28 protein-coding genes are annotated in these 26,931 nt (G+C 40.2%); 23 read left to right on the top strand and 5 right to left on the bottom strand.

Features of this window, described 5'->3' with window-relative positions:
* Nucleotides 1-299: 299 nt before the first annotated feature.
* The 5 genes from rpmB to FCV43_RS03525 all read left to right on the top strand — a co-directional run bounded on the left by rpmB (nt 300) and on the right by FCV43_RS03525 (nt 4,333).
* On the top strand, nt 300-536 hold the full coding sequence (gene rpmB, locus FCV43_RS03545; protein WP_004728407.1) for a 50S ribosomal protein L28: 237 nt from the start codon (nt 300-302) through the stop codon (nt 534-536).
* A gap of 13 nt (nt 537-549) precedes the next feature.
* Nucleotides 550-717 carry a 50S ribosomal protein L33 gene (gene rpmG, locus FCV43_RS03540; RefSeq protein ID WP_002535344.1) on the top strand — a complete coding sequence of 56 codons (168 nt, stop codon included), beginning with the start codon at nt 550-552 and terminating at the stop codon, nt 715-717.
* Between the two features lie 201 nt (nt 718-918).
* A complete protein-coding gene (locus FCV43_RS03535; protein ID WP_136994105.1) occupies nt 919-1,443 on the top strand; it encodes a hypothetical protein in 525 nt (174 codons plus the stop codon).
* Nucleotides 1,444-1,445: 2 nt separating this feature from the next.
* Nucleotides 1,446-2,255 carry a bifunctional DNA-formamidopyrimidine glycosylase/DNA-(apurinic or apyrimidinic site) lyase gene (gene mutM, locus FCV43_RS03530; protein ID WP_136994054.1) on the top strand — a complete coding sequence of 270 codons (810 nt, stop codon included), beginning with the start codon at nt 1,446-1,448 and terminating at the stop codon, nt 2,253-2,255.
* 86 nt (nt 2,256-2,341) lie between these two features.
* On the top strand, nt 2,342-4,333 hold the full coding sequence (locus FCV43_RS03525; protein ID WP_136994053.1) for an LTA synthase family protein: 1,992 nt from the start codon (nt 2,342-2,344) through the stop codon (nt 4,331-4,333).
* 60 nt (nt 4,334-4,393) lie between these two features.
* Here the strand turns inward: FCV43_RS03525 and coaD are convergent, their stop codons facing one another.
* From coaD to FCV43_RS03505, 4 genes are read right to left on the bottom strand one after another with little or no spacing between them, the layout of a single operon-like run.
* Nucleotides 4,394-4,879 carry a pantetheine-phosphate adenylyltransferase gene (gene coaD / locus FCV43_RS03520; RefSeq protein WP_017052181.1) on the bottom strand — a complete coding sequence of 162 codons (486 nt, stop codon included), beginning with the start codon at nt 4,877-4,879 and terminating at the stop codon, nt 4,394-4,396.
* Nucleotides 4,876-5,907, bottom strand: coding sequence for a glycosyltransferase family 4 protein (locus FCV43_RS03515; RefSeq protein ID WP_136994052.1), 1,032 nt, complete (start codon nt 5,905-5,907; stop codon nt 4,876-4,878). Before FCV43_RS03515 ends, coaD begins: the two co-directional genes overlap by 4 nt.
* Before the next feature lie 36 nt (nt 5,908-5,943).
* On the bottom strand, nt 5,944-6,738 hold the full coding sequence (locus FCV43_RS03510; RefSeq protein ID WP_136994051.1) for a glycosyltransferase family 2 protein: 795 nt from the start codon (nt 6,736-6,738) through the stop codon (nt 5,944-5,946).
* On the bottom strand, nt 6,728-7,786 hold the full coding sequence (locus tag FCV43_RS03505; RefSeq protein ID WP_136994050.1) for a glycosyltransferase family 9 protein: 1,059 nt from the start codon (nt 7,784-7,786) through the stop codon (nt 6,728-6,730). The genes FCV43_RS03510 and FCV43_RS03505 overlap by 11 nt, the downstream gene beginning before the upstream one ends.
* A 104-nt stretch (nt 7,787-7,890) precedes the next feature.
* Between FCV43_RS03505 and FCV43_RS03500 the strand changes: the two genes are divergently transcribed.
* From FCV43_RS03500 to FCV43_RS03415, 18 genes are all read left to right on the top strand, one after another.
* The gene (locus FCV43_RS03500; RefSeq protein ID WP_136994049.1) at nt 7,891-8,283 is read left to right on the top strand and encodes a diacylglycerol kinase; all 393 of its coding nucleotides are present in this window, start codon (nt 7,891-7,893) and stop codon (nt 8,281-8,283) included.
* Between the two features lie 33 nt (nt 8,284-8,316).
* The gene (locus tag FCV43_RS03495; protein WP_136994048.1) at nt 8,317-9,060 is read left to right on the top strand and encodes a 3-deoxy-D-manno-octulosonic acid kinase; all 744 of its coding nucleotides are present in this window, start codon (nt 8,317-8,319) and stop codon (nt 9,058-9,060) included.
* A 9-nt stretch (nt 9,061-9,069) separates the two neighbouring features.
* Complete coding sequence (locus FCV43_RS03490) at nt 9,070-10,926, top strand: DUF3413 domain-containing protein (RefSeq protein WP_136994047.1); 1,857 nt, start codon at nt 9,070-9,072, stop codon at nt 10,924-10,926.
* Nucleotides 10,927-11,031: 105 nt separating this feature from the next.
* Nucleotides 11,032-11,643 (top strand): YrbL family protein, encoded by a 612-nt coding sequence (locus FCV43_RS03485; protein ID WP_136994046.1) that lies wholly within the window; start codon nt 11,032-11,034, stop codon nt 11,641-11,643.
* Between the two features lie 107 nt (nt 11,644-11,750).
* Nucleotides 11,751-13,724 (top strand): acyltransferase family protein, encoded by a 1,974-nt coding sequence (locus FCV43_RS03480; RefSeq protein WP_136994045.1) that lies wholly within the window; start codon nt 11,751-11,753, stop codon nt 13,722-13,724.
* A gap of 174 nt (nt 13,725-13,898) precedes the next feature.
* Nucleotides 13,899-15,089, top strand: coding sequence for a UDP-N-acetylglucosamine 4,6-dehydratase (locus FCV43_RS03475; RefSeq protein WP_136994044.1), 1,191 nt, complete (start codon nt 13,899-13,901; stop codon nt 15,087-15,089).
* A gap of 59 nt (nt 15,090-15,148) precedes the next feature.
* Entirely contained in the window at nt 15,149-16,294 is a 1,146-nt protein-coding gene (locus tag FCV43_RS03470; protein WP_136994043.1) for a LegC family aminotransferase, read from the top strand.
* 35 nt (nt 16,295-16,329) lie between these two features.
* Nucleotides 16,330-17,514 carry a UDP-N-acetylglucosamine 2-epimerase gene (gene neuC / locus FCV43_RS03465; RefSeq protein WP_136994042.1) on the top strand — a complete coding sequence of 395 codons (1,185 nt, stop codon included), beginning with the start codon at nt 16,330-16,332 and terminating at the stop codon, nt 17,512-17,514.
* Between the two features lie 7 nt (nt 17,515-17,521).
* Nucleotides 17,522-18,595, top strand: a complete 1,074-nt coding sequence (gene neuB / locus FCV43_RS03460) for an N-acetylneuraminate synthase (RefSeq protein ID WP_136994041.1) — start codon at nt 17,522-17,524, stop codon at nt 18,593-18,595.
* Nucleotides 18,588-19,241 (top strand): acetyltransferase, encoded by a 654-nt coding sequence (locus FCV43_RS03455; protein WP_136994040.1) that lies wholly within the window; start codon nt 18,588-18,590, stop codon nt 19,239-19,241. Before neuB ends, FCV43_RS03455 begins: the two co-directional genes overlap by 8 nt.
* Nucleotides 19,242-19,301: 60 nt before the next feature.
* Nucleotides 19,302-20,360: a nucleotidyltransferase family protein gene (locus FCV43_RS03450; RefSeq protein WP_136994039.1), complete on the top strand. Its 1,059-nt coding sequence runs from the start codon at nt 19,302-19,304 to the stop codon at nt 20,358-20,360.
* Nucleotides 20,361-20,365: 5 nt separating this feature from the next.
* Nucleotides 20,366-21,349, top strand: a complete 984-nt coding sequence (locus FCV43_RS03445) for a Gfo/Idh/MocA family protein (protein ID WP_240697122.1) — start codon at nt 20,366-20,368, stop codon at nt 21,347-21,349.
* A gap of 86 nt (nt 21,350-21,435) precedes the next feature.
* On the top strand, nt 21,436-21,822 hold the full coding sequence (locus tag FCV43_RS03440) for a serine O-acetyltransferase (protein ID WP_240697121.1): 387 nt from the start codon (nt 21,436-21,438) through the stop codon (nt 21,820-21,822).
* A gap of 55 nt (nt 21,823-21,877) precedes the next feature.
* On the top strand, nt 21,878-22,573 hold the full coding sequence (locus FCV43_RS03435) for a cytidylyltransferase domain-containing protein (protein WP_136994037.1): 696 nt from the start codon (nt 21,878-21,880) through the stop codon (nt 22,571-22,573).
* The gene (locus FCV43_RS03430; protein WP_136994036.1) at nt 22,566-23,336 is read left to right on the top strand and encodes an oxidoreductase; all 771 of its coding nucleotides are present in this window, start codon (nt 22,566-22,568) and stop codon (nt 23,334-23,336) included. Before FCV43_RS03435 ends, FCV43_RS03430 begins: the two co-directional genes overlap by 8 nt.
* A 12-nt stretch (nt 23,337-23,348) precedes the next feature.
* On the top strand, nt 23,349-24,491 hold the full coding sequence (locus FCV43_RS03425; RefSeq protein ID WP_170961599.1) for an N-acetyl sugar amidotransferase: 1,143 nt from the start codon (nt 23,349-23,351) through the stop codon (nt 24,489-24,491).
* Entirely contained in the window at nt 24,488-25,099 is a 612-nt protein-coding gene (hisH, locus tag FCV43_RS03420) for an imidazole glycerol phosphate synthase subunit HisH (protein ID WP_136994034.1), read from the top strand. Before FCV43_RS03425 ends, hisH begins: the two co-directional genes overlap by 4 nt.
* 50 nt (nt 25,100-25,149) lie before the next feature.
* The gene (locus FCV43_RS03415) at nt 25,150-25,878 is read left to right on the top strand and encodes a HisA/HisF-related TIM barrel protein (protein WP_240697120.1); all 729 of its coding nucleotides are present in this window, start codon (nt 25,150-25,152) and stop codon (nt 25,876-25,878) included.
* Between the two features lie 52 nt (nt 25,879-25,930).
* Here FCV43_RS03415 and FCV43_RS03410 read toward each other — a convergent pair whose 3' ends face one another.
* Nucleotides 25,931-26,914, bottom strand: a complete 984-nt coding sequence (locus tag FCV43_RS03410; protein ID WP_136994032.1) for a polysialyltransferase family glycosyltransferase — start codon at nt 26,912-26,914, stop codon at nt 25,931-25,933.
* Nucleotides 26,915-26,931: the final 17 nt, after the last annotated feature.

Here is a 26,931-nt window from a genome sequence, read left to right as displayed (position 1 = left end):
GATCTATTTCACATTTTAGGTTGTGACATCGTCAGAATCTGCTATTATTCGCCCACTAATTTTTGAACCTAAATCAGCTCAATTACTCATTGAAAGCCGCCTTGCTCAAAAAAAGATCACGAAATCCGTTAAAAGGATCTGTTCGGGTCTTGAGCAATGCATATCAAGTTAGTATAATGCGCGACCTTTGATAGCCTTGAATGGATTTTCCATAATGGTTTTACCTCTATTTTCATAATTGATAGAGAGGTTCGGCCACCAAGGTTGATATCGAGCTGAAACGATTTGGAGAGACATTCATGTCCCGAGTATGCCAAGTAACTGGTAAGCGTCCAGTAACGGGTAACAACCGTTCGCACGCACGAAATGCTACCAAGCGTCGTTTTCTGCCGAACCTACAAACTCACCGTTTTTGGGTAGAGAGCGAAAAACGTTTTGTTAAACTACGTCTAACTGCTAAAGGCATGCGTATTATTGATAAGAAAGGCATCGATGCTGTTCTTGTTGATATCCGTGCACGTGGCGAAAACGTTTAAGAGGAATTAAGCAATGGCTAAAGGCATTCGTGAGAAAATCCGTCTAGTATCTTCTGCTGGAACAGGTCACTTCTACACAACTGACAAAAACAAGCGTAACATGCCAGGCAAATTTGAGATCAAGAAATTTGATCCAGTAGTTCGCCAGCACGTTATGTACAAAGAAGCTAAAATCAAGTAATTGATTTCCTTCGATGTAAATAGATAAAAACCCAGCTTTCGAGTTGGGTTTTTTTATACCCAAAATTCAAGTTTCGCTTATCGTCTACACTCTTATTTCTATTATGGTGTTAATGAGCTTCAGACTCTCGATGAGTTTTTGTTCGTTTTAATGTTTCTATGTTAAATTTACCCTCATACTGAATCGATGATCTTATTAAATATGATCGTTTTTGCCGACTTTAGCCGCAAGGAGCAGCCATTGAATCGCCCAGCCCGTCGCCGTCGTTGGAACAATATCTTAATTTTAAGTGTTGTTGCTTTCATGGCGGTGTTAAACCTACCTTCGGTGATTAAAACTTATTTAGTAGCAGAGCCGATCAGTCGTTATCCCTATTTACTGGATCCAAACAGTGACGTTCAAGCATTGCACTTTAATCAATGGTCATTAGAGCAAAATCAAGGACGATGGCGATCAAGCTTGCCAACAGAAGTCGCTCCGAAAGTGTTAGTTGAAAGGTGGCGTGAACTGGTTGGAACTAACGTTGATTCAGAGACTTACAATGGTTTGAAACCACTGTTGAATAACCCTAAAACGGTTGAAGTGTGGTATGAAGATCAGGAAGAGCCTCAGAGGATCACTTACTATCAAGCGCCTCAATTTTGGTTATTAAAAAATTGGCAAGGTGAGTGGATTGCGATCTCGGTAGAGAAAGATTTCCTATTCCCTATGGAGGCCAGTGAATAACCATGCCTGAATTACCAGAAGTTGAAGTCAGTAAAATGGGAATTTCGCCTCACCTAGTGGGTGAAACCATTGATAAGATTATTGTTCGCCAGCCCAAACTGCGCTGGCCGATACCGGAAGAGATTCATTTATTGCATGGCAAAGTGGTCAAAAGCATTACTCGTCGTGCGAAATACTTGTTAATTAATACCGATGAAGGCTCTGCGATCGTCCATTTGGGTATGTCGGGATCATTACGAGTTCTCGACAATGATTTTCCCGCAGATAAACATGATCATGTGGATCTCAAATTAACCAATGGAAAAGTACTTCGTTATAACGATCCACGCCGCTTTGGTGCTTGGTTGTGGTGTGCACCTGGTGAATCTCATTCCGTTCTAGATAATTGTGGGCCTGAACCGTTAACTGATGATTTTTATCCTGGGTATGTAATGGATAAAGCGAAAAAAAAGCGGGTTGCGGTGAAACAATTCATTATGGATAACAAAGTGGTGGTTGGCGTCGGTAATATCTACGCTAACGAATCACTCTTTAATGCTCACATTCATCCTTTACGACCTGCAAATAGCCTTTCTCTGCTTGAATGGACTCGATTCGTTCATGACATTAAGCAAGTACTTGCTACCGCAATTAAGCAAGGTGGGACAACGCTAAAAGATTTTTCTCAAGCGGATGGTAAACCGGGGTATTTTGCTCAAGAGCTTCAGGTTTATGGTAAAGGTGGAGAGCCGTGTCCTAAATGTGGGTCAATACTGCAAGAGCAAAAAATTGCCCAACGTAATACTTTTTTCTGTGAAGGGTGCCAGAAGTGAACCTCACATAAACAAGATTAAATAATGTGCTATATTGCAGAGCTTAAAATATTTGAATTATATCTACACCTTATAAGTGATTTATCATGAACTTCCAGCATAATTTTCGCCACCTGATTCGAGTGATCTCGACCTTGGTTTTGGGTGGTCTTATCCTCTTGTCTCTCGCCCGTGGTCTTTTCTTTAGCCAAATTGTTGAATTTGAGCAATTGGTTGGTTTAAGTAGTGATGTGTGGCAAGCCTTTATTGTTGGAGCTCGATTTGATGCGAAAATTGTCTCTATCGCTTTTGCGCCTCTATTACTGATTGGGTTGAGTGTTGGTGCTTTCCCAAAGGTATATCAACGTTTCTCTCGTGGTATTCCAAGTTATGTCGCTCTTATTTTCTTTCTCTTAGCGGCCTTCTCAATCGGTAATTACTATTACTATGTGACATATGGTAGCTACATTGATGTTTTCGTGTTTGGTTTGTTTGATGATGATACGAAAGCCGTGCTGGAAAATGCGTGGGAAGATTACCCGATAATTCGCTCATTTTTAGCGTCAATCGCTATTTCTGCTTTAGCATTTCTAGGTACCGCTAAGCTGTTACGCCGAGCGGAAAAGTGGCAGTGGAGTAAGCGTCATTGGGCCGTTACTACTGTCTCTGTTGTGTTGACTATTTTAGTCTATGTGGTGATTGCTCGTGGTTCGATTGGTACTTTGCCGCTTAAGCGTTATCACGCGAATGTTTCTCAGTACAAAGCGTTGAACATCATTACTCCCAATGCATTTATGGCGCTCGATTGGGCAAAAAGTGACTATAAGAAGCAGTCCAAATTTGAACCTATTTCAGCCGAAGCCGTTGAAGCTCAGATGTTGAAAGTGTTAGGCCAACCAACCCCAGTTTATCAAACCCCTAAAAATGATTATTTAGAAGCAAATAAGCCCAACGTTGTAATGGCGTTGATGGAAGGGATGGGGATGAATGTGCTTATTGAGGATGACGCGAGTAATAACGACCTACTTGGCTCGTTACGTGAAGGCTTTGAGCAAGATTTTGTATTTAAGCGCTTTCTTGCCGGAACATCCGCAACCATTGATAGCATCGTCATGATGCTGTTCCACAGTAATATACCGACCATTAGCCATTCAAGTGCTCAGAAGGTGGTGCTACCAAGTTCGGCGGTATTGCCTTATAAACAGGCTGGTTACGAAGTGGTGTTTATTTATGGCGGCAACAGTATGTGGCGTAATTTGGCGAATTATTTACCGCGCCAAGGTTTTGATACGGTTTACGATGAAAACAGCATCAAAAAAGCGTTCCCAGCGGCAGAAGAGTACGCTGATACTTGGGGTGTTCCCGATGAGTATACGTTCAAGTTTGCTCGTAAGTTGCTAGATGAAGCTGAAAAACCCTTGATGATTTACATCATGACGGTAACCAATCATTCTCCATTTAGAGCGCCAGCTGATTATCAGCCTAAGCCAGTGAAAGTAAGCGAACGGTTAACAACACTGCTTGGGCCTATGGCAGATCAAGCGCATGCTTTACTGGAAACGTATCAGTATTCGAATGATTCACTAGGCCAATTTGTTCAAGGGATTAAAGGCTCTGAGTTAGGAAGTAAGACGCTTGTAGCCGCGTCTGGTGATCACCGTGTGCGATATTTAGAAACAGAGACGGCGAGTGAATTTGGGTTAACGTTTGGCGTTCCATTTTATATGTATGTGCCAGATGTGATATTGGAACATTCTGATTATCGTTTTGATCGTAATCGAATCGGTTCCCATCGAGATGTGTTTCCTACGTTGTATAATTTTAGCTTATCGGATCAATCTTACGTCTCTCTGGGAGGTGAGAATTTGTTGTCATCCAATGCGATTAGTAATATTGGTTATAACGCATCTCGAAGTGTCCATGACCTAGGTTCTTATGCTAATTCTCAGCCTGAAAAGTTATATCCATGGAAAGATTTATCCAGTTTGAAGTCTGATCCAGTGACGACGGAAAATGTAGATGCGGATTGGAGTGAAGAGTACCGTAAGCTTCAGGACTACTATTTACGTTCGCAGGTAGTTATTGGTAAAGACAATTAAGAGAAGTTAAAGGCACAGTTTTATAAACAAAGCTGTGCCTTTACAGTTTTTTGCTTTTTGCTAATCGCCATTTTTAGCGTGTAGAGCATCCGCAATTATTTTAGGTACAAATTGCGATACATCACCACCATGGATGGCAACTTCTCTAACAATGGTTGAAGAGATGAAAGAGTACTCTTCTGCTGGAGTTAAGAACACACTTTCAAGCCCCGGCATTAGTCGGCGATACATATTCGTAAGACCAAATTCGTACTCAAAATCGACGGTGGTGCGTAAGCCTCGGATCAGTACATTCGCATTGACCTGTTTCGCAAAGTCCACCATTAACCCGCTGAAACCTTGAGCTGAAACGTTATCTAGGTGTTGAGTGATTTGTTTACAGAACTCAACACGCTCTTCTAAGGTAAACATGGTGTTTTTGCTTGGACTTGCCGCGACCGCAATAATGACCTCATCAAACATACTGGCTGCGCGTTCGATTAAATCCAAATGACCGTTAGTCATAGGATCAAACGTTCCTGGGTATAAAACTTTTTTGGTCATCATCCACGCTCTATTTGTTGATATATGATTTCATATTCTTGTGCTGTTGTTTCTATTTCAAACTTAATTAAGTTGTTCTTGGCGCCTAACTTGAGTTGCTCATAGAGTTCGTCAGATTGTTTGATCTTTTGTATGAGTTGACTCAGTTGCGTAGCATCCCCTACATCAAATAATAACCCTGAAACGCTATCTTGGATTACATCAGGTATTCCTCCGGCTTTGGAGCCTATAACAGGAAGGCCTGCAGCCATAGCTTCAAGAATTACCGATCCCATCCCTTCAGTGTAGGAGGTATGAATTAATAAATCTGCCGCCTCGAACCAATCTCCAATATTCGGTTGATTGCCTACCAAAGATACGTTGCCGATATCATGTGCTAACTGCTGAAGTGATTCTTCTTCTGGCCCATCGCCAAGCAAAGCAAAGTGGATATCCGTTTGAGATTGCAGCTCTTTTGCCGCGTTTATCGCGACATCAAACCCCTTATGAGGGTACATTTTAGCGGCTTTTATGACCAAAAATTTATGGCTAAACCGCTCTCTTATTTTTTGTACAGCAACAGGATCGTAGGAATAACGCGCAGGAGAGTCGGGAATGAAAGAACACTTAGCATCAGGATGACGCCCTAATACCACTTCAACTACTTTATTACTCACACCAGTAATATGAGCAGCAGCAGCATATGCCATCCGTGATAATCTTTTGTTTTTTAATGGGTTATCAATTCTTCTGGTTATTATATATTGAGTTCCAAACAACAATTTTTGTATATACGCCCAGTAGATAGCTCGCCCTTCATGGACATGCATCACCGTGCAATCATTAGTAATACATCGCCTATGATTGAATAAAAAATGTTTGGTAGGAAATAACCGACATGGCAATTTTTTTACTTCATCATAAAAAGGGCTTCTGGGGTGAGCAACAACCGTTATGTCATAACCCATTTCAATTTGGTGTTTAATTAGCACTAAATTTTGTCTTTCACCACCACTAAACCCTGTAGCTAAGTTAACATGGCAAATATGCATGTTTGATCCTTATTTATCAATAGTTTGAGCGTGATTCTAGAATGCTTGATCAGGTTTTTTAGCCGATGTTCGAATCCACAAATCCGCATACTTGATGATGGTATAGTGCGTTGATAGAAGCGAAAGCAGTAATCCTTGTTTGCCGTCGAGAAAACCAGCTTTAATGATATACATTTTAATGAAACAGGCGATGGAATGAGTAATGATTTGAGAAAATCTTCCTTTCTTACCTTGTTTTGCTTTATCTGCACTCCAGGCTAAAGCATACGAGTTCGACTTCCTTAAATAATGCTGTAAATCATTATAAGTAAAGTGGATGGCATCTCCATCGAGTTGCTTTATCTGCATCCCCTGAGTAACTTCCACTTTTTCGTGCACTTGAGCATCGTTGTATTGGGTAAGTTGCGTTGGGTAGAGACGAACAACATTGTCAGGATACCAACCACAATGGCGGATATAGCGACCAAACACCCAATTTAGGCGGCAGATACTATATAACGTATTCTTTTCATTAGTACTTACGGCTTGCTGGATGCTCTGCTTTAATTCTGGAGTGACTCGCTCATCAGCATCTAGCCATAACACGAAATCGGACTCTATATACTGCTGAGCGACTCTTCGTTGAGGCCCAAATCCAGGCCAATTCTCATTAACATAAAATTTGTCGGTGTATTTAAGGGCGACATTTTTCGTGTCATCACTGCTGCCTGAATCTAAGATTACGATTTCATCAACCCAATCAGTGACAGTTCGCAAGCAGGCATCAAGATTTTGTGCTTCGTTTTTAACGATAAGTGCAACTGCGATGGTAGGTGTATTGCTATTGGGCATCTGGGTCGTTACCTTTTGTTATTTGTTCAAATGACTGGATCACTGCTTCAAGTGAAATCTCTGCCATCACGTGATCACCTTTTACTCGAGTGCTCCAAGCTAATTGCTCGACAGGTTTATTGTGTTGTTGCTCTGCGAATAAATCATAGACGCTAACCACATTGTGTAAATTATTATATGGGCCTGTTCGTTTTGGATTACTGTGTCCATACAAGCCGATAACCGGAGTGCCTTGAGTGGTGGCTAGATGAGCAGGGCCAGAGTCAGGCGCTAAAACTAAATCTGAAAGCTTAATCATAGCCGTCAGCTGTTTTAATGTGGTCTTCCCGACTAAGTTAAGAGCACTATGTTTCATCTTGCTTTGAATGGCTTGCGTGAGTTGTTGTTCTCTTTGTGAGGGAGATCCGCATAAAGCCACTTGATACCCCTGCTCAATCACATGATCTGCGAATTGAGCATAACGCTCTGTTAGCCAATTGCGTTCGTCTTTACTGGCCGCAGGACAAACTAAAATTGTTGGTAATTGTTGGAGAAGCTTGTTGGCAGCATCAAAGTCTTGCTGAGTAATCGGTAGTTGCCAGTTGGGAGCACTTGGTGGTACACCTAAATAATGGATAAAAGAGAAAAAACTATCGAGAACATGTTGTGATTGAGTATCCGGTATTTTCTTATTGGTAAATAGCCATTGTCCTTCTTTGGCACGTTTAAAATTAAATCCCACTTTATACTTGGCTTTGATGCCAGTCGTTAGAAAGCTGGCTCTTAATGCTAACTGCATGTGAACTAAAGCATCAAACTTGCGGTCTTTTAATTGTTGCCATACTTGCCTCATGCCTGAGAGGCCGGTTTTCTTGTCAAAAACAATGAGCTCAACACCATCGAGGCCGTCAAGTAGCTGAGCTTCTACTTTACCTATAATCCAAGTGATTTTTGTCTCAGGCCAATGGCTTTGCAAAGCTTGGATCGCTGAAACGGCATGGCAAACATCACCAATAGCGGAAAGCCGTAAAAAACAGACAGAATCAGGCGCTTGAGAAAAGAGAGGCATAATGAAGGCTCATAAAATTAATTGGCTAAGATTATGCAGATAGACGAGATAAATGTAAAATAGCGCGCACTAGACCTATTTAACAAAAGACAGAATAGAGAACTATGACACAGGTGAATCAAGGAAAACCAGGTAATACGGGTATTAAACGTGTAATTAAGGCCACTGGTTACTCTATACAGGGGTTAAAAGCCGCTTTTAAGCATGAAGCTGCCATTCGACAAGAGCTTGGTCTATTAGTGGTTGCTATTCTGTTGTTATGTTGGCTTGATGTGACGATGCTAGAACGTCTTGTGATGTTAAGTTCAGTTGTGCTTGTGTTGATTGTGGAGTTGATTAACTCTGCGATTGAAGCGGTTGTCGATCGTATCGGCGTTGAGCACCATGAACTCAGTGGCCGAGCAAAGGATATCGGTTCTTCTGCGGTTTTAGTTGCATTGGTTCTCGCCGGTTTTATTTGGCTGACGATCATTGTTAGCCATTACTTTCATTTATAGCACTGACTTAATTATCGGTTTATAGCACCTAATATGATTCAACATATCGTAATGGCTAACCAAGCATTTTGGTTTGATGACCAACTACTCAAAGAACCGGTTGAACGTGTTTTCGACGCGGAATATTGGCATGAACAAAGCAAAGTAACAGGTAGTGCGACTGGTCGAGGAACGACTTGGTTTGTGCAGCTTGAAACTATGCAAGCTGCTTTGCGCCATTATCGACGTGGTGGCTTGTTTGGTAAGTTAGTTAAGGATCAGTACTGGTTTACTGACTGGAACCTGTCGCGTAGTGCTGAAGAATTTAACCTACTCCATCTGTTAATTGATGCTGGCGTAAATGTACCTAAGCCAATCGCAGCACGCGTGACAAAAATGGGCTTAACCTATAAAGCCGATTTATTAAGTGAAAAAATACCCAACGCCAAGGATTTAGTGGATATATTACAAATAAGATCATTGAGCAGAGATGAATATGTTTCTATTGGCTGCGAAGTCGCGAAAATGCATCAGGCAAACGTGAATCACACCGATCTTAATATCCACAATATCTTAATCGATGGGCAGAACAAGGTGTGGATTATCGATTTCGATAAATGTGCCCAAGAGCCGGTCGCATCAAATGGGAAATGGAAGCAAAGTAACCTAGATCGTTTGCTGCGCTCGTTTAAGAAAGAACAGAAAAAACGTAATATTCAATGGGACGAACCTGAGTTCCAGTATTTATTTAGTGGCTATCAGCGCGGTGCTGGTCGTCAATCATCACGTTCAGTATAGGAAGATTCAATGCCGTTTAAGCAAAAACTCCATGCGCATGGCTGGTTTATTCTCTTTAATGCGCTAGTGGCCATTGCGATTGCTTGCCGTTACTACGCATTTTTACCTGAGTTCCCATCCGACTCTCTTACTATTGTGTTTCTGTTCGCTGGAACCTTTAGCCAAATGGTATTGCTCGCGGCATTGATCGGTTTGATCTCTATGCCTGCTTTGCTGTTGCCTAAGCGTGGTAGAAACCTTGTTCAAGCGGTTATTGCTTCCTTAGGCATTGCTGTTTTGTTCATTGATACGATTGTCTTTGCCCAATACCGTTTTCATATAAATGCGGTCGTTCTTGACCTTGTATTGTCTGGACAGGTGGTGAGTTTTCCATTAGTGACGTGGTTAACCGTTATTGGTGGCGTGTTGGTTTTGCTTGCTGCTCAATTTGCAGTAGTAACTTGGCTAGAACGCAGTAATAACCCAGTGAGACAAGCGCCATTAAATCGTTACAAACTCGGTAAGAAATTTGCTTGGGTGACGTTTATTACGTTATTAATAACCAATGTTACCCATATCTGGGCGGCGGCAAATGTTTATCAGCCTGTCACTATGGTTAAGCGTTACCTTCCGGTTTTTTATCCTGCAACAGCAAACTCGTTTATGGAAAAAAGAGGTTGGATCGATCTCAAAGCAATCCAACAACAAAAAGCGATGAGTATTCGTCCGAAAAGTGACTTAAATTATCCACTGACGCCAGTGAAATTTAATGCTGTAGAAGCACCAACCAATATCTTACTCGTTGTAGTCGATTCATGGAGAGCGGATACCTTTAACGCAGATAACACACCATATATGTGGGAATACGCGAAAAATGGTGTAATGTTCCAGGATCATATCGCAACCGGTAACGCTACTCGTACTGGTATCTTTGGTCTATTTTATGGGCTGCCTGGAACTTATTGGCACGGCTTCCTAGCCAACCAACAGTCACCAGTATTGGTTGATAGATTACAAGAGCTTGATTATCAATTAGGTCTATTCTCAGCTGCTCGCTTAACGAGCCCAGAATTCCATCAAACTGTATTCGTAAATGTGCCAGATATACGCGTTACCTCTATTGGTCGATCCCCATCCGCTCGTGATAAACGTTTAACGGAAGATTGGATGGATTGGTATGATAAACGCGATAAAAGTAAGCCAGCATTTTCATTCTTATTTTATGATGCGCCACACGGCTATGACTTCCCGGCTGATTTTGAGCATAAATATGAGCCGATGATTGATAGGGTTGATTATCTTGAATTAGATAATGATTCTGATAGAGAAGGTTTCATTAATCGCTACAAAACCAGTGTTCGTTATGTCGATACCCAAGTGAAACGTGCTTTAGATAAGCTCAAAGCGGCAGGTGATTTGGAAAATACACTTGTTATTATCACTGGTGATCACAGCCAAGAGATGAATGACAACAAACAAAACTACTGGGGACACAACAGCAACTTCACTCGCGCTCAAACCCATGTGCCATTTGTGATGTTCGGCCCAGGCGTCAGTTCTGTTGGTCAATTGGCTGATAATGCGAAACTGACCACTTCCCATGAAGATGTAGCTCCTACATTAATGAACCATTATTTAGGGTCAACGGGTGAAGTTGAAAGCTACTCTACAGGTGCTGATTTGTTTGGTGACAAGGTGAAACGCGACTGGATCATGAGTTCAAGTTACAGTGGATACGCTATTATCTATGATGATGTGATCATTGAAGTAAATGGTACGGGGCAATCTCAAATTCTTGATAGTTCTTATCGCCCGTTAAAAGATGAAACCATGAACTATCAATACGTCCAGCAAGCGCTCGAGAAGATCAGTCGCTTTAGGAAGTAGTTTTTTTAATACAAGCAATCGTAATTACAGCCCTTACTACGTATCTAATTTGCGGTAAGGGCAGTAGATATAGTGACACAAAAGCTGGAATTAAGAGGCCAATGAATGCGTGATTTTACTCAATGGGAAGTTATAGGAAAAGGCAGTGAAAGAACGTGCTATCAAGACCCTGATGACAGTTCTCGTTGTATTAAAGTGAGCCATAAGAAAAACTCCAAACAATCATTGCGAGAAATTAAATATTTCAAACTTTTGAAGAAAGAAAATAAATCATTTGCACATATTCCTCAAATCTTCCAATTCATAGAGAAAGATGATCTTATCGGAATAGAGCAAGAAGTTATTCTTGATGATTCAAAAGAAATATCCAAAAATATTTACGACTATATAGCTGATAATAGAACAAATGATGAATTAAATGAATTTTATCGTCAACTTGAAATATTAGAGTTGTATCTCATTGATAATAATATTATACCAAGTGACTTGGTTACGAGTAATTTATTAGTTTGTAATAGAAATAAAGAACTTAAAGTTTATATAATTGATGGGTTTGGTGGGGCAGAGTTTTTCCCTTTATCTAATTATATTAAGCTGTTGGGTCAGCATAAGATTAAGAGGAAATGGAAAAAATTCATGAACGGATTTGTAAACAGGTTAGTTTTGAAAAATCACAAAGAGTTTTATTTAAAATTCAGAGAAGCTAATGATGAATGATTTAATTATTCAGTTTCAATAGTGAGGAGTGATTGATTTAGTACTTTTGAAGTGTTTTTTTTGTCTGTATAATCACCACTCTTTATTTTTTATTTTATGAGTGATTAATGATTGCAAGTGGATACAGAGATGATATCAGTGGCTTAAGGGCCTTGGCTGTTGTTATCGTCATTCTTTTTCATACAGGGTTTACTTCGGTTTCTGGTGGGTATGTCGGTGTCGATGTATTCTTTGTTCTGTCTGGATTCTTAATTACTTCGATACTGTACAAAGACCTTGTCGCAGGAGAGTTCTCCTACAAGAAGTTCTACCTTCGTCGTGTTAGGCGGTTAATTCCGGTACTACTAGTCGTACTTGCTTTTACTCTCACGACTTGCTGGTTTTTTCTTTTACCTGAAGATTTTTATCGTACAGTAAATGGAGCCGGGACGGCTTTCCTTTCTGTAAGTAACTTTTATTTCAGCAATATAACGTCAGGGTATTGGGGGGCAAGAAGTCAGCTTGTTCCTCTCATCCATACTTGGTCGCTATCGGTTGAAGAGCAGTTTTACATCATTTGGCCAACTCTTCTTCTATTGCTGTTTAAAGTGTTCAAAAAACAGCGCCTTTCATCTTTTGTGCTACTGCTGGTCGTTGTATTTCTAGGATTGTCAGAATACCTTGCTCGTTATAGCCCAAACAGTGCTTACTACCTATTACCTGCTCGTTCATATGAACTGCTTATGGGTGCTTGGCTAGCATTAACTCTTCATCGCATCCCCGTTATTAACGCTAAGTTGAACCATTTATTATCAATAATTGCATTGGTTAGCATTGTATCGATGGCTTTTGTTTTAAGAGAGGGGAGTGTCTTTCCTGGAATCAACGCCGCAGTTGTATGCCTTGCGACTGTGATTTTGTTAATTACGGGGAAAGATAAAGACAACCAAGGGATTATCAATAAATTGATGTCTAATAAGGTTGTCGCATATATCGGCTTGATTTCCTATTCATTGTATCTGTGGCATTGGCCGATCAATGTTTTTTGTAACTACCTTTCAATTGAGAAAACTCTACCAATTAAAGCTGCGATATTGACGCTTACTTTTGTCATGTCGGTTCTGAGTTATCATTTTGTTGAGCAAGCTTTTAGATTCAAGTATGTATTTTCACCACGTAAAACCTTTGCCTTATTTCTTGGGGTTCCGTTTGCCTTGTTGCTCTCAACAGTCTTAATAACTAAAGAGCATGATGGCTTTCCTGAAAGGTTCTCAGGTGAAGGCAACGATCGCTTATCTGTTTTTATTTCAACCAATTACAATGATTGTACTGCGGCATACTGTGGGCCTGAATATAAGAACAAATTTTCGACCGACTATATAGAATCAGATTTCTTATTGGTGGGAGACTCACACGCGCAATCTATGGAAGGCTTTTTTAATTCATTAGCCAATGATGCAGAAAAGCAGGGGACGCTTGTGTATAACGGTGGGACACCATTCTTAGTGGATGTTGAACGTTATGATACGAAGCGAAAAGGTTTCACGTCATATTCCGCAAAAAACAAACAAACGCAAGAGATGGTAGAGAACTTCAAAGGAGACACTGTTGTCCTGACTGCTCGCTATTCAAAATATGTGGATGAACTTTATGATTCGTGGTTTATGAGAGAGGGGGATACGCCTTCTTATGAGCAATCCTTAGAAAACTTTAAATCTAGCATGATTAGCACTATTGACTATATTTTAAGTCAGGATAAGAGGTTAATCATTGTTGAGGATGTGCCGTATTTTCCTGTCGATAAGTCAAAATGTGAAATTTTGAAATCACGCTTTGAAGGCTCAACGCTTTGTTCAAGTAGCGAAGACCGAGCGGTTATTGAAGACTTTCAGCAGTTTGAAACGGAATTCTTTGCGAAAGTGAAGCCACTCTATCCACAAGTTCTTTTTATCAATACACGAGAATTGCTTTGTGACTCACAACAATGTTACGTCGCAAAAGAAGGGTTAACGTACTACAAAGATAGTGGACACTTAAATTATGTCGGTTCAAAAGCTCTTGGGCAAAAGTATCTACAGCGTGACAGTAATCCATTAAATTAAGCATTTATCACAAGGGTTAACCTATATTACTGGGTTAATAGCGGTGAAGTGGCGAAATGCTTCGAACATAGAGTAATTTAGTCCCTGCTGAAATCACTTTTAGCTGGGACTTCGCTTTCGCCATTCGTAACCTTGGTTTAAAATCCTACTATTACTAACAAAAGTAGCCATCATATGAATTCAACTCTCTCTCTTATCGGCCGCACCGATGCCCTTTTTACTCAAGATATCTCTAGCCATGAAGCCGAGTTGTCGCGAATTGTGTCTGAATCTCGCTTCTTAGTTCTAGGCGGCGCGGGCTCTATAGGCCAGGCTGTGACCAAAGAGATTTTCAAACGTCACCCTCAGAAGCTTCATGTTGTTGATATCAGTGAAAACAATATGGTGGAGTTGGTTCGTGATATTCGCAGCTCATTTGGCTATATCAATGGTGATTTTCAAACCTTTGCACTAGACATCGGTTCTATAGAATACGACGCATTCATCAAAGCTGATGGACAGTACGATTACGTATTAAACTTATCTGCTCTTAAACATGTTCGCAGTGAAAAAGATCCGTTTACTTTAATGCGCATGATTGATGTGAATGTGTTTAATACCGATAAAACTATTCAACAATCGATTGATGCGGGAGCTAAGAAATATTTCTGTGTGTCGACAGATAAAGCGGCTAACCCTGTCAACATGATGGGCGCGTCTAAACGTATTATGGAAATGTTCCTAATGCGGAAGAGTGAGCAGATGGCTATCTCAACCGCCCGCTTTGCGAATGTCGCCTTTTCTGATGGCTCTCTTCTGCATGGCTTTAATCAACGCATTCAAAAGAATCAGCCGATTGTGGCGCCAAACGATATCAAACGCTATTTCGTTACCCCTCAAGAATCCGGTGAGCTTTGTTTGATGTCTTGTATCTTTGGCGAAAACCGCGACATCTTCTTCCCTAAACTGAGTGAAGCATTGCACCTAATTTCGTTTGCAGACATTGCCGTTAAGTATTTGAAACAAATTGGGTATGAACCACACTTGTGTGAGAGTGAAGATGAGGCGCGTGAACTCGCTAAAATATTACCTGCTCAAGGGAAGTGGCCATGCTTGTTTACTTCTAGTGATACAACGGGTGAGAAAGACTTTGAAGAGTTTTTTACCGATAAAGAAACGCTAGATATGGGCCGCTTTGATAATTTAGGTATCATCAAAAATGATCCGCTTTATCAGCAAGAACTTCTTGAATTATTTGAACAAAAAATTGGTCAAATGAAGTCAGAACGTCAGTGGACCAAAGAAGAAGTTGTCAAATTATTCTTTACCATGATCCCTGATTTCGGGCACAAAGAGACAGGCAAATACCTTGATAGCAAGATGTAATCTAGAGTGCCTAATTTAGTGTTAATCGATAAGCTTCAAATAACGTAGAGAGTTGAGTAATGAGCAAGACACCACTAGTTGAGTTTGTGCGAGATATTTATCAAACCAATGACTTCATTCCACTGCATGCCCCAACGTTTGACGGCAATGAGCAGAAGTATGTTTTAGAAACCATCCAAAGCACTTTTGTATCGAGTGTCGGCAAATTTGTCGATGAGTTTGAACAGAAAATAGAAGCTTATACGGGTACAAAAAAAGCGGTGGCGACAGTTAATGGGACTGCTGCACTTCATGCCGCGCTTTACATGGCAGGTATTCAAACTGGTGATTTCGTTATTACTCAAGCTCTGACGTTTGTCGCGACGTGTAATGCCTTACACCATATGGGTGCTGAACCGATCTTTGTTGATGTGTCACCAGTGAGTTTAGGGCTTTGTCCTAAAGCCATGGATGAATACTTAACGCAACATGCACAAGTTACAGATACTGGCTGTATTCATAAACAAACTAAGCGCCCAATTCGTGCGGTTGTACCCATGCATACTTTCGGCCACCCTGTTGAGTTAGATGAATTGATTGCCGTTTGTCAGAAGTGGAATATTACCTTAGTTGAAGACGCTGCTGAAAGTTTAGGCTCTTTCTATAAAGGTAAGCATACAGGTACTTTGGGCGATTTTGGTGCGGTCAGCTTCAATGGTAATAAAATTATTACCACTGGTGGTGGTGGCATGGTGTTATGCAAAACAGCAGAGCTTGGCGCTCGAACTAAGCACGTCACGACAACGGCAAAAGTACCGCACCCTTATGAGTTTTATCATGATGAAGCTGGTTTTAACTATCGCATGCCAAACTTAAACGCAGCTTTGGGTTGCGCTCAAATGGAAGTATTAGAGCTATACCTAGCACAGAAGCGAGTGTTGGCGAGTCGCTATCAAGCGTTCTTTGCTGAGAGTGATTTCCAATTTGTGGTTGAGCCTGAATATGCTCAATCTAACTACTGGTTAAATGCGGTGATTTGTCCATCAGTACAAGCTCGTGATGAAATGTTAAAGCAAACAAACGAATCAGGTGTTATGACTCGGCCTATTTGGCAGTTGATGCATCGTTTGCCTATGTTTAAAGATGCGCCTCGTGGTGATTTAACCCAGTCAGAGCAGATTGAAGCGCATTTGATTAATTTGCCGAGCACACCTATAGCTCTGTAGTTGTAAAAAAGATAACAAGAGATAGTCGGTTTATTATGAGCAAGCAAGTCATGAATAAGAAAATAGCCGTTTTTACAGGCACAAGAGCAGAGTACGGTCTGCTCTTTTGGCTTTTAAAAGATATTCAGAATGATCCAGACCTTCAGTTGCAACTTTTGGTTTCAGGCATGCATTTATCTCCAGAATTTGGCGAAACGTATCAGCAAATAGAAGCGGATGGTTTTGTGATTGATGAAAAGATTGAGATCCTTCTTTCATCAGACTCTGCGGTAGGTACGGCTAAAAGTATGGGGCTTGGGGTATTAGGCTTCTCAGATGCTTTAGCACGTTTGAAACCGGATGTATTGGTTATTTTGGGCGACCGCTTTGAAGCGTTAGCCGCCGCGCAAACAGCCATGATCATGCGTATACCCATCGTTCATTTGCATGGTGGCGAGATCACCGAAGGCGCATATGATGATTCGATTCGTCATGCCATCACTAAGCTTAGCTACCTGCATGGCACATCCACGGAAGAGTATCGCCAACGTGTGATACAGCTTGGTGAAGATCCGAATCGAGTACAAAATGTTGGAGCGATTGGGTTAGATCACCTTAAGCGTGCAACATTTATGTCGGTCCCTGAGTTATCTAAGTCATTGGATTTTACTCTCGATAAGCCTTTCTTCTTGGTCACTTACCATCCCGTAACACTAGGTAATGAAGCGCCAGAAGAGAGTTTCCAAGCTTTACTCAATGCGTTAGATGAGTACCCCGATCATCAAGTTATTTTAACCTACCCTAATGCGGATGATGGTGGGCGACGTATTATTCCAATTCTTGAAGAATACGCACGGAATAACCCAGAACGAGTGTTAGCTATCCCTTCTTTAGGGCAGGTTCGTTACCTGAGTTCCGTTATGCACGCTACTGCTGTTATTGGGAATTCATCAAGTGGCATTATTGAAGTGCCAGCGTTTGATGTTCCAACGGTCAATATAGGTTCGAGACAAAAAGGACGCTTAGCCGCTAAGAGTGTCTTGAATGTGGAAGCGGCTCAGTCATCGATTTCAGAAGCCATTCAGATCGCGATTTCTCGTGCTTACAAGGATTGTGATGAACATATTCACAATCCATATGGTCAGGGTGATACCAGCGGTCAAGTCATTGAAATGATCAAATCATTGCAATTCACCCCAAGTAAAGCGTTTTACGATATAACTTTTAACGATGTAGAGTGAGAGAGTCATGACTTTAATTATTGCAGAAGCAGGCGTTAACCATAATGGTGATGAAAATCTCGCCTTTCAACTTGTCGATGCGGCTTATCACGCAGGCGCTGATATTGTTAAATTCCAAACTTTTAAAGCAAAAAATTTAGTAACAGAAGAGGCGGTTCAAGCAGAGTACCAAGTGACGAATACTCAAAAACAAGAATCACAATTAGCGATGTTAAGCCGATTAGAGCTTTCTTATGATGTTCACCATCAGCTCGTTAAGCATTGTGAATCCTTAGGCATTGAATTTCTCTCGACTGCATTTGATTCAGAAAGCTTAGATTTTTTAGTGAATGATTTAGGGCTAACTCGTCTTAAAATCCCTTCAGGTGAGATCACTAATGCTCCATTGGTTTTAGAACATGCTCGTACAGGCTGTGATTTGATTGTCTCTACCGGAATGGCGACGTTATCGGAAGTTGAAGCCGTTTTAGGGGTGATCGCTTTCGGTTATACCGCTGATAAAAATGTGAAACCAACGGAATTAGCATTTCAGCAAGCTTATGCTTCCGAACAAGGACAAAAAGCTCTGAAGCAAAAAGTGACGATATTGCACTGTACGACAGAGTACCCAGCGCCTATGGCTGAAATTAACCTTAAAGCGATGGATACTTTAGGCCGTGCATTTGAATTGCCAGCAGGTTATTCCGATCATAGTGAAGGGATTACCATCCCAATCGCGGCAGTGGCTCGTGGTGCCGTCTTAATTGAAAAGCACTTCACGTTAGATAAAAATATGGAAGGACCCGATCATAAAGCCTCATTAGAACCATCTGAGCTTACGGCTATGGTGGCTGCCATTCGTCAAGTCGAAGTGGCATTAGGTGTTGGTGTAAAAAGCCCAACGGTTTCCGAAGTAAAAAATAAAGCGGTGGCGCGTAAAAGTTTAGTGGCAGCGAAAGCCATTCAACAAGGCGAACTTATTACAGAAGATAACCTCACGATTAAACGTCCAGGCTCAGGCATGTCACCATACCACTATTGGACATTATTAAATCAACCAGCAAGTCAAGATTATCAAGCAGGAGATTTGATTTTTGAGTAACTCGTCTCTTAAGCCTATTGTCGTCATTGGCGGTGGCGGCCATGCTAGCGTGTTAGTGGATATTTTACGATCTCAAAAGCGGAAAATATTAGCCATTGTTTGCCCTGATGATATCAGTATGCGTAGCGTGTTTTCAGGTATTCAGCACTTAAAACAAGATGATGATGTATTACAGTTTTCACCTGATGAAGTACTACTGGTTAATGGTATTGGTATGCTGCCAAGGTCGAACTTAAAACGTAAGCTTAATCAGTATTATCTATCTCATGGCTATCAGTTTGAAACGGTTATAGAGGATAGTTCACAAGTCTCGTCATTTGCTGTAATTGAACCCGGAGTGCAAGTGTTTGCGGGGGCCATTGTCCAAGTCGGTGCATTTGTTGGTGCTCATAGCGTGATTAACAGTGGCGTTATTATTGAACATGATTGTCATATTGGTCGTTATAATCATATAGCGCCAAGGGCGACGTTATGTGGACAAGTGACAACTCAGGGTGAAGTATACGTTGGAGCAGGTTCTATCGTTATTCAGAATATTAAGCTAGAACAAGGTTCAATTGCGGGTGCCGGTGCTATAGTGACAAAAAATGTCGCATCTCAGCAGATTTGTTATCCAAGTCGATCGATAATAAAAGCGTCGAAGTGATCGATTGGTGTAAAGTGCGTTGTTATTTAAAAGTTAATATAAAAAACATGAAGGTAAGTCATGAGTCATAGCTGGAAAAATGTATTAATAAAGCCAACCAGTACACTGCGTGATGCATTAGAAATAATTAATAATGAAGCACTACGTGTCGTATTGGTCGTTGATGATAACCACCAATTGCAAGGGGTTGTGACTGATGGTGATATCCGTCGTGGCTTATTGAATAATCTTGCACTAACAGCTGAAATTACTCAGGTCATGAATACTAACCCAATGACCGCAGATGCCAAGACGCCTCGTGATGATCTAATTGCCACAATGGAAAGTAAAGAGATTCTTTCTCTTCCATTGCTTGAAAGTGGCAAAGTTGTTGGGCTTGAAACCCTACATGGTATGTTGAGTAAACCAGTGTATCAAAACCCTGTATTTTTAATGGCTGGTGGTTTTGGTACTCGTTTACGACCATTAACCGATACATGCCCTAAGCCGATGCTAAAAATTGGTAACAAGCCTATTTTAGAGACGGTGATCCGCAGTTTTATTAAGGCTGGTTTTGTAAACTTTTATATTTCAACTCATTATATGCCAGAGCAGATCGAACAACATTTTGGCGATGGCTCCGATTTGGGCGTTAATATTACTTATGTTTACGAAGAGTCACCGTTAGGAACTGGTGGTGCGTTAGGCCTTTTACCAAAAGATTTACCGCAAGATCTGCCACTTATTATGATGAATGGTGATGTTCTGACTAAAGTCGATTTTCAGCGGTTGTTAGAATTTCACACTGAAAACCAAGCAGATGCAACCATGTGCGTTCGTGAATACGATTACCAGATCCCTTATGGGGTTATCAATGGTGAAGGAAATAAAATTACCAGTATGGTTGAAAAGCCAATTCAACGATTCTTTGTTAATGCTGGAATTTATGTTGTATCGCCACGTGTGATCCAATCGGTTCCCGAGAACCACCATATCGACATGCCAACACTGCTTGAAGATCATATGGTTGAGCGTGAAAATATTCTCATGTTCCCTATTCATGAATATTGGTTAGATATAGGTCGTATGGATGACTTTAATCGTGCGCAAGCGGATATTCATACGCTAGGGTTGGATTAATGATTATGAATAGCATCATTAATAAAGTTGCTGTAATTGGGTTGGGTAATATAGCCACTCGACATCGTCGTAATTTGAAGGCTTTATTTCCAGGAGCTGAATTGCTGGTTATGTCGGCAAGTGGACGCATACTGGAAGAAGCCATCAGTGATAGCGACGGAATTGTGGCGAGTGTTGAAGCTTTAATAGAAGCGAAAGTTGAGTTGGTTATTGTTGCGTCGCCAGCCCCTTTTCATGCTCAGCATGCTATCCCATTGATTGAGGCTGGTATTCCTACATTAATAGAAAAGCCAGTAACAACCACTAAAGAAGACGCCGATTCAATTCAAAAATCGATAGATGAACATGGTACGCCTGTCGCGGTAGGCTATTGTTTACGTTATCTTCCTTCAGCCAAGGAGCTGAAGAGATTACTTGATAACGAGACGATTGGTACCTTGTACAATGCGCATATCGAAATTGGTCAATACCTACCAGATTGGCGTCCAAGTAAAGATTATCGCGATTGTGTGTCGGCTAATAGACATTTAGGTGGCGGGGCTCTCTTTGAGCTCAGTCATGAGTTAGATTACGCTCAGTGGTTACTAGGTCCCCTTCATTTACAGCATGCTTTATTACGTTCCTCTGAAGAGCTTAATTTAGAGGTCGAGGACATGGCGGATATCACCGCATTAACCGATACTGGTGCTGTCGCGACCATTCATTTGGATTTTTTACAGCGCAAAGCGCATAGAAAATGCAGCTTTGTGGGGAGCCACGGGCGAATAGATTGGGACTTGATTCAGAATCAGCTTACTTTGACGACTGCAACAGAAACTCGCGTACTTTATAGTGAACCTGAGTGGGATAAGAATCTGATGTACCTTGCTATGATTACTGATTTTATTCAAATGATTAACCAGGCTCCTCATAGCTGTATTGAAATGAATAGTGCCACGTCAACGGTTCATTTCATTAATCAAATTAAAGTATCAACTGAGGTCTTATAATGAAGCCAAAGAGGTTATTTCCATTACTGATTCGGTGGATAGCAACAAGCAGCCCAGTTAAAAAATTTTCGTTCGAAATTCAATTAATGAGGTGGGGGACAGTTCACTCTCGCTTTATACGTAAATATTTCCAGAGACGAATATTCTACAAGTACAATTGTGATATTAGTCATAGTGCCGATATTCACCCATCAGTTATTTTTCCGCACCCTACGGGGGTTGTTATTGGCTCAAATGCCGTTGTTGAGGAAGGGTGCTTTATCTATCAGCAAGTTACTATTGGTGGTAACTTTGAAAGTGATAATTTAATGGCTCAGGTGAGGAAGGGTACTCATATCGGCACAGGAGCTAAGATTATCGGTGGTATTGAAATTGGTTCGAATTGCCGAGTCGGTGCTAATGCTGTAATAACAAAAAATTTACAAGCTAACAGCTTAGCTGTTGGGGTCAATAAAGTTATCGGTACTAGATAAGAACTTGCAAGAATACCTTGCTGAACTTGTCAGTAGTAAAATATAGAGAATTAGAATGAAAAATTTTGCGTTTATTTTTGCTCGTGGAGGCTCTAAAGGGCTTCCAGGGAAAAATATAAAGCCTTTAGCTGGAAAGCCATTGCTTCAATATTCCATTGATACAGCTCTTGCATCGCCATCTATCGATAAAGTGTTTGTTTCGACTGATGACACTGATATTGCAAAAGTGGCGATTGAATCGGGTGCTATTCTGATTGAAAGACCTGCTGACCTTGCAACAGATACAAGTCCTGAGTGGCTATCATGGCGTCATGCTATCGAGTGGGCTAATGAACATTACGGCACATTTGATGGCTTTGTTAGCTTACCAGCGACAAGTCCACTTCGTGGTGTTGTGGATGTAGAGGCGGCAATTAAAAAGCGTTGTGACGTCGATGCCGATATCTGTATTTCAGTGACCCCAGCAAGCCGTAGCCCTTTCTTTAATATGGTAAAAGAGACGCAAGATGGCTTTGTGGAGTTAGTCAATAAACCAGACTCAGATGTCACTCGTCGTCAAGATGCACCTGAAGTTTTTGATATCACCACGGTTGTGTATGCAACGGCACCAGAATTTGTATCAAATCATTATGGGTTGTTTTCTGGGAAGGTGACTAGTATTGAAGTACCAAAAGAGCGTGCGGTTGATATCGATGATATTTATGACTTTAGATTAGCCGAAGCAATTTTGAAGGGTGAGGATAATGAGTAGCTTACTTAATAAACAAAAAATATTAGTTGCTGGCGCTGGCGGTTTACTCGGCGCTAAAATTGTGAAGGATGCGCTAAAGCAAGGCGCTCAAGTTATTGCCGCTGATATTAATGTGGAATTGATGCGAGAAAAACTAATCGCACAGCAAGTTGACCTTTCTAATGAGGCTTTAACATTAGTATTGCTTGATGTGACGAATGAAGAAAGTGTCAAAGATTTTTTTGCATCACAATTTGGTCTCACCGGAGCGGTAAATAGTACTTACCCTAGAAATAAAACTTATGGGGCTCATTTTTTTGATGTTTCATTGCAGAGCTTCAATGAGAACCTGGCGTTGCATCTTGGTAGTGCCTTTTTATTTACTCAGCAATGTGCAGCATACTTTAAAGATAAACTTGAGCCTTTTTCGTTAGTCAATATTTCTTCTATTTATGGTGTAGTTGCACCAAAGTTCGATATCTACGACAATACACCAATGACGATGCCTGTTGAGTATGCGGCAATAAAATCTGCTATTCTTCATTTAAATAAGTATGCATCTACGTATATTAACGACAGCCGCTTTCGCGTGAATAGTGTGAGCCCTGGTGGAATCTTTGATCACCAACCCTCGGAGTTTCTCGAGGCGTATAAGTCTAATACTCACGGTACGGGAATGTTAGACGCACAAGAAATGATTGGCTCTATACTGTTTTTATTGTCAACACAATCAAAATTCGTTACAGGCCAGAATATCATTGTGGATGATGGCTTTAGCTTATAAATTGGATTAATTATGAAGAAAATCTTTTGGTGTAAAACTTGCCTAAATATGTCTACAAGACCACGTATCTCATTTGATGATAATGGTAGCTGTAATGCGTGTAATTGGAAAGATGAGAAAAAGAATCTTGACTGGGATGCAAGACAAGTTGAATTGAATGATCTATTAGATAAATATCGTTCATCTAATGGGAAAGGGTTTGATTGTATCGTTCCTGTTAGTGGCGGGAAAGATGGTTCATATGTTGCTTATACTCTAAAGCATAAGTATGGAATGAATCCATTAGCCGTTACTATTCGACCAGCTTTAAGCTTAGAGCTTGGGGATGAGAACTTATCTAACTTTATCGATTCAGGTTATAACCATATTCATATTTCTCCTGACGCTAAGATCATGCAAAAGTTGAATAAATTAGGCTTTATCGAAAAGGGATTCCCATATTATGGGTGGCTGATAGCGATAAAAACAGCAGTTATTCAGACAGCTATGAACTTTGGTATACCGCTGATTTTTTATGGTGAAGATGGTGAAGTTGAGTACGGTGGCTCAACTGAAAGTAAGTACAACCCATTGTACGATATTGAGTATATGAAACGTGTTTATTTTGAAGGTGGTTACGATAAAGTCTTCGAAGAAATACTCAAACAAGAAGATGTTCAGGAAGGAAATTTAGCATTTTGGAATTTCCCAAGTGATGAACAAGTTGCAGAGTCTCAACTTGCCTTTACACATTGGTCTTATTTTGAAGCATGGGATTCATACCGCAATTACGTTGTTGCAAAAGAACATTGTGGATTAAAAGAAAAAGAAGAAGGTACCGCTGGTACATTTACCAACTTCTCTCAAAATGACCAAGCATTGTATTCATTACACGCGTATTTGATGTACCTTAAGTTTGGCTTTGGCCGAGCAACTCAAGATGCTGGCATTGAAATTCGACGCGGAGCAATGACTAGAGATCAGGCGTTAAATCTAGTGATGGCATATGATAACCAATACCCATATGAGTTTATTGACATTTACCTTGAGTACTATCAAATGTCGAAAGATGAATTTGATGCAGTGCTTGATAAATATGCAAATAAAGATTTATTTGAAAAAATCGATGGTATTTGGGAGCCTAAGTTTACTGTTGGTGAAGATTTCGAAGTATGAAAATAGCAATTGTTGATTATGGAATGGGCAATATATCTTCGATGATCAGTGCTCTACGATACTTAGGGATAGATGATATTGTTGTCTCGCATAAAGCAGAGGAACTTGAAAAGGCCGATAAGCTTATTCTACCAGGAGTAGGCAATTTTTCGACTGCAGCACAAAAAATCTCAGACCTAGGTTTAGAAGCTATTTTATATGAGCAAGTTGTAACGAATAAAAAACCTATATTAGGTGTTTGTTTGGGTATGCAAATTCTGGGCTTATCAAGTACAGAGAGTGGTGAAAATCGCGGTTTGAGCTTTGTTAATGGTAGCGTTGATAAGTTTCAGGTTACTGGTTTAAAAGTCCCTCATGTAGGATGTAATCAAGTCATACCACATGGTGAAAGTCGACTTTATATTGGTTTATCAGATGATCCTGATTTCTATTTCACGCATAGTTTTAAGATGACCTCTTCTGCAGATATCGGGCAATCCGTTACTCTATATGGCGATAATTTTATTGCTAGTTTTGAGGTTGATAACATTGCTGGTGTTCAATTTCATCCTGAGTTAAGTCAAACCAATGGCTTGAAATTATTACAAAACTTTATAGAGCTATTTTAATGTTAAGAGATAGATTGATCTTTAGTCTTATATATAACGACGGTGCATTTATGCAAAGTCGTAATTTTAGACTGCAGCGAGTTGGAGATATAAATTGGTTGGAACGTAATTATAAGTTCCAAAAAATATCTTTTTCTTTAGATGAGTTAGTCGTTCTTAATGCATCTCGAAAAGATAAAAATATTGAAGAGTTCTCTCTGATTGTAAAAAGACTGGTTGATGATGTATTTATTCCTGTTGCTGCTGGGGGAGGGATTCGAAGCCTTGAAGATGCAGATCTCTTATTTTTAAATGGGGCCGATAAAGTCATACTCAATACGCCTTTATATAAAAATCCAAAATTAATCAAAGAGATAACGGGAAAGTACGGTACTCAAAGTGTCGTGGCGTGTATTGATTATAAAAATATAAATGGTATCGCGGAAGTTTATATTAATGATGGGTCTGAGTCGATTGATATGTCACTAATTGATTATGTTGATTATGTGCAGGAACTTGGCGTTGGTGAAATTATCTTAAACTCGATCGATAAAGATGGAACTGGTTTTGGTTTTGATTTTGATACAATTAAGAATATATCTAATCAGATGAGTGTCCCTCTTATTTTAATGGGAGGCGCTGGAAATGAACTTCATTTACAAGAAGGACTTGAACTTGATTTTGTTTCTGCTGTAGCAACTGCAAACCTATTTAATTTTATAGGTAATGGTTTGCCGAAAGCTAGAGAACACTTATTAGCATCTGGTGCGAACATTGCTTTTTGGTCGAAGCCTGAGTAGTGATTGGAATTAAATTTTTAATATAAAAGAGGGAGCCTACCGGCTCCCTCTTTTATATTGTACGCTGATGAAAGTGACGTTCAATTACGGAGTTGATCCTATCAACGTCAAGCATGTCAATTTTATGGGCATCAATAGGGACTTCTTTATATAAGATAGAGAGGGTATAAAGAGCTGTAGATGCAATTCCTGTTAGTTTTGATAACTTAATTTTTTTCGTCGCGATTTCTAATTCTAGTGGGAGTTCTGTATTGTGGTAGATTAAATTATCGATTTTCATAACCTCCTGTTTTACATCATCAGTTTCTGTACGATGTGGGAAGTAAATGATGGTACTTTCTGTTGATGCTCTAAAGTCTATGAGTTGTTGTAGGTACTCTTTTTTAGATGGCTGCTCTCTTTTACCAAATTTATCACCTATAGCGCCTTCACCAATAAATCCGATAGGAGCACTTGGCGAATAACATTCATGAGCTTTCATAACTGCACGCATTATAGTTAAATTGTTTCTTGTTGTTTTGCACACACAATCAGGTATATCAAACATAGTGAAAATTTCAAGTTTCTCAGAGAAAGGCATTGTTCCAATAGGCTTGCAACCTTGTATTCTTAAAATAATATCTTGTAGTAAACGTTTTCTAGTGAAATCACGTTTCTCATGAATATAATCATAGTAGTCAAATAAAGTTGCCATTCCATCATCAAAAAAAACAAACTTTTTACAAGTTAGATTTTTCATTAATAATCGAGTACGGAATGACTTATATTCACCAAAAAATAAGTGTTCAATCCCTTTATGGTCCGATAGCCTATTTATTTTCTTTATGATTTTAGGTAAGTTAAGAGTTCTTTGGTCACTCTTGACTTTTATTATTGTGTCCCAACTGTCTTCATTAAACACATTTCTTAAGTGTTTAATTCCAGAAGCTTCATTCTGTTCTACTATAACTAATATATTTTCATTTGTGCCATATGCATATAAAGCCTCCTCTGCACAAATGTACTGGAGAGGAGATGTCACTAAGAATACATTCATAAAATAAACCTCATTCT

Origin of the sequence: Vibrio genomosp. F6, assembly GCF_005146325.1 — a bacterium.
In the GTDB taxonomy this organism is placed as follows: domain Bacteria; phylum Pseudomonadota; class Gammaproteobacteria; order Enterobacterales; family Vibrionaceae; genus Vibrio; species Vibrio cortegadensis.
The sequence above is the reverse complement of the archived record's forward strand: the minus strand, read 5'-3'. Positions and strand labels throughout refer to the sequence as shown.

Excerpts from the sequence above, each read along its gene's own strand:
- rpmB (WP_004728407.1), top strand. The coding sequence starts at position 300 with ATGTCCCGAGTATGCCAAGTAACTGGTAAGCGTCCAGTAACGGGTAAC.
- rpmG (WP_002535344.1), top strand. The coding sequence starts at position 550 with ATGGCTAAAGGCATTCGTGAGAAAATCCGTCTAGTATCTTCTGCTGGA.
- FCV43_RS03535 (WP_136994105.1), top strand. The coding sequence starts at position 919 with ATGATCGTTTTTGCCGACTTTAGCCGCAAGGAGCAGCCATTGAATCGC.
- mutM (WP_136994054.1), top strand. The coding sequence starts at position 1,446 with ATGCCTGAATTACCAGAAGTTGAAGTCAGTAAAATGGGAATTTCGCCT.
- FCV43_RS03525 (WP_136994053.1), top strand. The coding sequence starts at position 2,342 with ATGAACTTCCAGCATAATTTTCGCCACCTGATTCGAGTGATCTCGACC.
- coaD (WP_017052181.1), bottom strand. The coding sequence starts at position 4,879 with ATGATGACCAAAAAAGTTTTATACCCAGGAACGTTTGATCCTATGACT.
- FCV43_RS03515 (WP_136994052.1), bottom strand. The coding sequence starts at position 5,907 with ATGCATATTTGCCATGTTAACTTAGCTACAGGGTTTAGTGGTGGTGAA.
- FCV43_RS03510 (WP_136994051.1), bottom strand. The coding sequence starts at position 6,738 with ATGCCCAATAGCAATACACCTACCATCGCAGTTGCACTTATCGTTAAA.
- FCV43_RS03505 (WP_136994050.1), bottom strand. The coding sequence starts at position 7,786 with ATGCCTCTCTTTTCTCAAGCGCCTGATTCTGTCTGTTTTTTACGGCTT.
- FCV43_RS03500 (WP_136994049.1), top strand. The coding sequence starts at position 7,891 with ATGACACAGGTGAATCAAGGAAAACCAGGTAATACGGGTATTAAACGT.
- FCV43_RS03495 (WP_136994048.1), top strand. The coding sequence starts at position 8,317 with ATGATTCAACATATCGTAATGGCTAACCAAGCATTTTGGTTTGATGAC.
- FCV43_RS03490 (WP_136994047.1), top strand. The coding sequence starts at position 9,070 with ATGCCGTTTAAGCAAAAACTCCATGCGCATGGCTGGTTTATTCTCTTT.
- FCV43_RS03485 (WP_136994046.1), top strand. The coding sequence starts at position 11,032 with ATGCGTGATTTTACTCAATGGGAAGTTATAGGAAAAGGCAGTGAAAGA.
- FCV43_RS03480 (WP_136994045.1), top strand. The coding sequence starts at position 11,751 with ATGATTGCAAGTGGATACAGAGATGATATCAGTGGCTTAAGGGCCTTG.
- FCV43_RS03475 (WP_136994044.1), top strand. The coding sequence starts at position 13,899 with ATGAATTCAACTCTCTCTCTTATCGGCCGCACCGATGCCCTTTTTACT.
- FCV43_RS03470 (WP_136994043.1), top strand. The coding sequence starts at position 15,149 with ATGAGCAAGACACCACTAGTTGAGTTTGTGCGAGATATTTATCAAACC.
- neuC (WP_136994042.1), top strand. The coding sequence starts at position 16,330 with ATGAGCAAGCAAGTCATGAATAAGAAAATAGCCGTTTTTACAGGCACA.
- neuB (WP_136994041.1), top strand. The coding sequence starts at position 17,522 with ATGACTTTAATTATTGCAGAAGCAGGCGTTAACCATAATGGTGATGAA.
- FCV43_RS03450 (WP_136994039.1), top strand. The coding sequence starts at position 19,302 with ATGAGTCATAGCTGGAAAAATGTATTAATAAAGCCAACCAGTACACTG.
- FCV43_RS03445 (WP_240697122.1), top strand. The coding sequence starts at position 20,366 with ATGAATAGCATCATTAATAAAGTTGCTGTAATTGGGTTGGGTAATATA.
- FCV43_RS03440 (WP_240697121.1), top strand. The coding sequence starts at position 21,436 with ATGAGGTGGGGGACAGTTCACTCTCGCTTTATACGTAAATATTTCCAG.
- FCV43_RS03435 (WP_136994037.1), top strand. The coding sequence starts at position 21,878 with ATGAAAAATTTTGCGTTTATTTTTGCTCGTGGAGGCTCTAAAGGGCTT.
- FCV43_RS03430 (WP_136994036.1), top strand. The coding sequence starts at position 22,566 with ATGAGTAGCTTACTTAATAAACAAAAAATATTAGTTGCTGGCGCTGGC.
- FCV43_RS03425 (WP_170961599.1), top strand. The coding sequence starts at position 23,349 with ATGAAGAAAATCTTTTGGTGTAAAACTTGCCTAAATATGTCTACAAGA.
- hisH (WP_136994034.1), top strand. The coding sequence starts at position 24,488 with ATGAAAATAGCAATTGTTGATTATGGAATGGGCAATATATCTTCGATG.
- FCV43_RS03415 (WP_240697120.1), top strand. The coding sequence starts at position 25,150 with ATGCAAAGTCGTAATTTTAGACTGCAGCGAGTTGGAGATATAAATTGG.
- FCV43_RS03410 (WP_136994032.1), bottom strand. The coding sequence starts at position 26,914 with ATGAATGTATTCTTAGTGACATCTCCTCTCCAGTACATTTGTGCAGAG.